Here is a 4,766-nt window from a genome sequence, read left to right on the forward strand (position 1 = left end):
TCAGCTAACGGTGAGCGGCGTGCCGTTTATCTTCCAGGGAGAAGAGCTGGGGGTGACCGACTACCGTCCGCAAACGGCAGAGCAGCTTTTTGATATTCAGGGAAAAACCCATTACCGCACCGCCCTTGCCGCAGGCAGCAGCCCACAGCAGGCGCTGGCGCTGGCTATTGAACATTCGCGGGATGGTTCGCGCGCGCCGCTGCCCTGGCGCGACGCCCCCTTTGGCGGATTTTCCTCCGTCGCACCGTGGATGCCCGTCGGCGGCGATATCACCCTGATTAACGCGGAGCGCCAGCAGCAGGATGAGACATCGTTCTGGCATCAGTACCGACAGCTTATCGCCCTGCGCCGCCGCGTTGCGGCGCTGCATCAGGGACAGCAGGACTCGCTCGACCTCACTGACGAATGCGTCTGGTTTACCCGTTCGACGGCGGAGGAGCAGGTCTGGATCGCCATCAACTTTGGTGCGCCTGTTCGCAATCCGTGGCAGGAGATTGAGGCTGAAGTGCTGTACGGAGAGGACGCGCAATGGATTGGCAAGAATCAATGTTTGATCAAAAGGAGAGTACATGGACAGGCACAGTAAAAACCCGTTGATTACCCCGGCGGACGTGACGCCTTCACTGCCCGGCAGGAAGGTCGATTGTGTTTTCAATGCTGGCGTAACGGAGTGTGACGGGGAGATCGTTTTGCTGCTGCGGGTGGCGGAAAGCGTGATCAATTCCGACCCGCAGCAGCGTGTCGTACCGCTGTTGGAAAAAACCGATACGGGCTGGGTACAGGCCACCGCGAGTTTCGATCGTCGCGATGAACGCTATGATTTCAGCGATCCGCGGGTGATCGTGCTGAAAAGCGATCCGGCGCGGGTGTGGCTGACCTCTATGTCGCATCTGCGTCTGGCGCGCAGTCGCGACGGGGTGAACTTCCGGATTGACAGCCAGCCGTTTATCATCGCCGATACGCAATATGAAGAGTTCGGCTGCGAAGATGCGCGGATCACCCGCATCGATGATACCGCGTACATCAACTACTCGGCGGTGTCGTCGCTGGGGATCTCTACCGCGTTAGCGGTGACCAAAGATTTTGTCACGGTGGAGAAAAAAGGGTTGATCCTCTGCCCGGACAACCGTGACGTCTGCTTTTTCCCGGAAAAGATCGCCGGTAAATATCACGCCCTGACCCGTCCGGCCCCGTGCCACTTCGGTCATCCGGAAATCTGGATCTGCGAGTCGCCGGATATGTTGCACTGGGGCAACCATCGCCACCTGCTGGGACGGTCCGGCGATGCCTGGGACTGCCGTAAATCAGGCGGCGGCGCGCCGGTATTAAAAACCGATCGCGGCTGGCTGGAGATCTACCACGGTGTGGATGCCGATCAGCGCTACTGCCTTGGCGCGCTGCTGCTGGATCTCAACGAGCCGACCCGTATTCTGGCGAAATCACCGGTACCGTTGCTGGAGCCAGATGCGCCCTACGAGCGCGAAGGCTTCTTCGGCAACGTGGTGTTCACCTGTGGGGCGCTGATCCGCGATGAGACGCTGCACGTCTGGTATGGCGCCGCCGATGAGTGTGTGGCGCTGGCGACAATGCCGCTGGACAAACTGTGGCGGCATCTGGGGGTTAAATAAATGCCGCAGAGCGTCCTAGGTTGCTAAACCTCCTTCTGGCACGGGGGCGATTCACACGTTGCGGCCGCTGGTGGACGAATCTTTTCTGCAAATAATGAAAATACACAACAGAAGAGCAGGGCAATAAATGCCCTGCAAGTCTGTATATTTAATGTCACATTGTATTTCAGGTGCGCAAGAAAACAGATTGCGCTTATCGTTATTAATATTTTAATTAATATCTGACGCGGGGGCCGCCTCAATAGCTTTTTCTTCTTTGGTTAGCCCTTTGATGTATTTACTGTATTTCCACCAGGCAAAACCGAGGAAAATAACAATCCCCCCGACGTTATAGAATATAATGGTCATGATGTTACCGCCGGTCGGGAAGGTCGAGGCAATAAACCCGATGGTGAAAAGGACAATCAGCATCGATACCACAATAATGCCGGTTTTTTGCGAACCCATACGGAAGTCGCGCGGTAAGTGGTCCAGTTTTGCGCGCAGATTCAGGTAAGCCAGCATAATAAACAGCGGCGGCAGCATTGATGCGGCGGCGGTCATGTTGATGATAGTGTTCATTAAATCCTGCACGGTATTGGAGCCGAGTGTTGGGATAATCATCAGCGGGATAACAATCAGGAACTGAATCCAGGCTGCGCGGGCCGGAACGCCATTTTCATTCAGTTCGACGGTTTTTTTACCGAAAATACCCGCCGGAATTTCAGAGAAGAAAATTTTCACCGGCGTTGCGGTCCACATCAGCAGAGAGCCGAACATCGCGGTAAAGGAGACCAGGCCAACAAAGCGGTTAACGATCAGTTCCGGCAGGCCAAAGTATGCCGCCAGACCGTGGAATACCTGTACCGAACCACCGGTAAATTTCAGCTCTTTGCTGCTCACGAAGACGTTGATCAGTACCGAGGAGATGGAATAGAGCACGCCGATAAAAATCCCGGCAATGATAATGACCTTCACGAACGATTTTGACCCGCCCTTGACGTCGTTGACGTACACTGCCACCGACTCCGCACCGCCTGCCGCCATAAAGATCCAGGTGGTGATACCGAGGAAGGCCCAGTTAAAATTCGGGATCATTGCGTCTACGGTGATAGGGTCAGCAGGCTGTACGCCGCCAACCAGCGCAGTACCCGCCAGCAGGATGTAGGACAGGGTCAGCAGCAGCATCAATGTGGAGGTGACCGAAGTAATTGGTCCTAACATTTTTGCGCCGTTGGTCGAAACCCAGGTGGAGAAGGCAAACAGCACCATACTTAATACAGTGGTTGCGAACGGCGTCAGAATGTATTCGTAGCCTAAAAAAGCATATGAGGCGTAGGCGATAACACGGGGTAACAGCGAGGTAAAAAAGAACAGGTTAACGAACCAATAGGTGTAGGCGGTAATAAATGCCCAACGTCCGCCCAGCGAACTTTTCACCCATGCATAGACACCGGCTTCGGAGTTTTTATTCAGCGAAACAAATTCAGCGATGATTAAGCAGAACGGAATAAAGTAGAAGATCGTCGCGAGGAAAAACATCGGTGCGGATGCCAGACCAAGCTCAATATTATTGTTGATAACGTTATTAAAACTATAAACCGCGGCAAAGGTGAGTGAAAGTAAGCCGAACTTGCCGATGGTATTACGTTTGGTATCAGACATAGCACATCTCCGATTCCTGATTATTATAGGGTACTGGCGGCGCAACGTCGGCGCCGCCTGTGTTTTTATTTATTATGAAAATAACCATCTTCGATGGTGACTTTGAGTACGACTTTTTTCACTGCGTTATTACAAATAAAACGATAGGCTTCATGGTTGTCACAAATAACCATTTGTCCTTCGCGCACTTCTACGGTTTTTCCACAGCCTTTCAGATATTCGCGATCGGTTTCATCGCGATAATATTCAACCACCTGGAGATCCTCTTTGGCGGCATACTCTATTTTTTGCTGTCCTTGCAGGTAGTAATGGATCTCAAAATAACGACGATGACCGGTAAACAGCGCATCGGTCGCGGAGTCTGTCTCCACGCGATAGCTCAGGGAATCACCGATAGAGTGGGCGACGCCTGGTTGAATATTATCAATATTTTCAATCGCTTCGACGCAGCGCTGCCACTTCTTCCCGGATGCGTAAATTTGTTGGAACTGCGCTAAGTTGTCGATGATCCTCATTTTGTATTCTCGCTGTGCAAATTCGTGGAAAAGAACCCGGTACCAAAGACGCGGCTGGCGGCGGTTTGAGCGCTAGATTCGCTACCGGAAACCGGCAACAACGTGAAGCCGTAGCTGAACGAACGGAACCAGACGCGCCAGGAATCAAGCACCTCGCTTCCCCAGGAGTTGGAACCTAAGCCCAGCACCTGGTGGTCCAGATTCAGGGTGATGTCATCGCTGCGCTGCAGCGCATTACAGTGCTGTGCGGCAAAGATATTTTCTGGCGTATAGCGCCAGGCGCTCAGGTTGACAGGGCGCTGCGGAACCACCAGCAGACCGTTGCCGTGGCGGTTGGTTAGCGTTGCCCAGCGCACGTCCTGACGATTGCCGTTGTTTTGCGGGAACGGATAGTTTTCGAACATCTCATCCACGCTGCTGCGCCAGATATCGATGATGTTGGCCTGCTGGCTATCGGCATAGTTTTCACCGGGACCACGTCCGTAATACGCCACCTGCCCCAAATCGCCGTTGATGCCCATCGTGAAGCCGATGCACGGAATAATGTCCCGGTACTCGCCGTAAGGCTGGCCGGAAAGCTCCACGTTCAACTGACCATCTGCGGCAATCCGCCAGCGGTAGGTACAGCGCATACCGAAATCAAATACCGGCGGGGCGATAATCGTCTGGCTGGTTATCAACAGCGCGTCATCGGTTTGCTCAATGGCAAAATCGCGCAGATGCTCCTGCATAATCTGTAAATGATTTGGTTGCCAAAGGCCTTCGAACTCTTGTTTGTGGTTATCAATGGTTGGTTTGAAGAAATTAATCTTCGGCTCGCGGGTAATCAGCTCCTCACCGTTAACGGTCCAGCTAATGGGCTTACCGTTCAGTTTTGAGAAGGTCAGAAGGAAGTTATAACCGCGTATGGTGCAGCTCTGGCGGCTGTCTTCCAGCGTCAGAGGGGTAGCGTTTTTCAGGCTAAACGGTACGGCAGCCG

4 protein-coding genes and 1 pseudogene are annotated in these 4,766 nt (G+C 53.4%); 2 read left to right on the forward strand and 3 right to left on the reverse strand.

Annotated elements, in window-relative coordinates; all coding sequences use genetic code 11:
- Window positions 1-586 (forward strand): DUF3459 domain-containing protein (locus FDW87_RS21890; RefSeq protein WP_252363030.1); only part of this gene is annotated, 586 nt, incomplete at its 5' end.
- On the forward strand, window positions 570-1,628 hold the full coding sequence (locus FDW87_RS05765; protein WP_075848545.1) for a glycoside hydrolase family 130 protein: 1,059 nt from the start codon (window positions 570-572) through the stop codon (window positions 1,626-1,628). The genes FDW87_RS21890 and FDW87_RS05765, both read left to right, overlap by 17 nt.
- Window positions 1,629-1,838: 210 nt before the next feature.
- On the opposite strand, the gene FDW87_RS05770 is transcribed toward FDW87_RS05765, so the two are convergent.
- The 3 genes and pseudogenes from FDW87_RS05770 to ebgA all read right to left on the reverse strand — a co-directional run.
- Window positions 1,839-3,272: an amino acid permease gene (locus FDW87_RS05770; protein WP_016154598.1), complete on the reverse strand. Its 1,434-nt coding sequence runs from the start codon at window positions 3,270-3,272 to the stop codon at window positions 1,839-1,841.
- 65 nt (window positions 3,273-3,337) lie between these two features.
- Window positions 3,338-3,787 (reverse strand): beta-galactosidase subunit beta, encoded by a 450-nt coding sequence (locus FDW87_RS05775; protein WP_016154597.1) that lies wholly within the window; start codon window positions 3,785-3,787, stop codon window positions 3,338-3,340.
- Window positions 3,784-4,766: pseudogene (gene ebgA / locus FDW87_RS21895) on the reverse strand (beta-galactosidase subunit alpha); the annotation flags it as partial. The pseudogene ebgA and the gene FDW87_RS05775, both read right to left, overlap by 4 nt.

The sequence above is a fragment of the Citrobacter sp. wls826 genome, assembly GCF_005281245.1.
Taxonomy (GTDB): domain Bacteria; phylum Pseudomonadota; class Gammaproteobacteria; order Enterobacterales; family Enterobacteriaceae; genus Citrobacter; species Citrobacter braakii.

Bases quoted from the DNA above. Each gene is read 5' to 3' on its own strand.
- FDW87_RS05765 (WP_075848545.1), top strand. From the start codon at position 570: ATGGACAGGCACAGTAAAAACCCGTTGATTACCCCGGCGGACGTGACG.
- FDW87_RS05770 (WP_016154598.1), bottom strand. From the start codon at position 3,272: ATGTCTGATACCAAACGTAATACCATCGGCAAGTTCGGCTTACTTTCA.
- FDW87_RS05775 (WP_016154597.1), bottom strand. From the start codon at position 3,787: ATGAGGATCATCGACAACTTAGCGCAGTTCCAACAAATTTACGCATCC.